Source organism: Pseudomonas sp. GW822-FHT02D10 (assembly GCF_058802345.1).
Window position 1 is genome coordinate 1 of record NZ_JBXAOB010000041.1, and the last position, 686, is coordinate 686.

Genomic DNA, 686 nt, shown 5'->3' on the forward strand with positions numbered 1-686 from the left:
GCTGACCAACCCATTGCGCGCCGGGATCAGCCAGTGACGGTTGACGCCAGCATTGTTCAGGCTCAACAGCAGATCAGCCCCCCAGAATCCTTTGTCGAACAGCGTCACCGAATGGTCGGGAACCTGCTGCAGAAACTCGTCGGCCAAACGCATCTCGCTGCGCCGGTAAGGGCTTAGTTGAGCATCCAGAATCAGGTGCGAGCGCACATTCATTAACGCCACAAGGCGCAACATAGGAAACGGTGTCTGGCGGTCGGTGGAGGTATTTCCGGAGCCGAAGTGATCCCGTAACTCGGGCGTATCCGGGGTACGCAGGAGAGCGCCATCCACGGCAAACACCTGAAGACCTTGCCAGGTGTCATTGTCATACCGCTCACTGGCCCACTGGGTGCCGGTTTTACGGAACAACCATTCAACCGGGTCGGCGCCAAGGCGCTTGCGAGCTTCAGTGACGCCGCTTCTAGCCAGCAAGTGGTCAGTCGCCAATCCTTGGGCACAGATGTTCAGGCGCCTCGCTACTTCATGGACAGGCTCGTCGCGAAACAACGCCATGCCGAGCACCAGCCAGAGCACTTGATCGGCAGGCAACCTACGCCGCCGGATAGTGGCCTGCGTGGAAAGATCCAGCGCTGACGCCACCCACTCGACGGGGATGTTTTGGGTGAAGGTGCTCAGGTCGGAGAAGT

Annotated in this window: 1 protein-coding gene; it reads right to left on the reverse strand. The window is 59.6% G+C overall.

Translation table 11 applies throughout. From position 1 onward, the window contains the following. Nucleotides 1-686, reverse strand: a 686-nt coding sequence (locus AC1RPZ_RS27330) for an IS4 family transposase (protein ID WP_493141018.1), incomplete at both ends; no start/stop codon positions are given.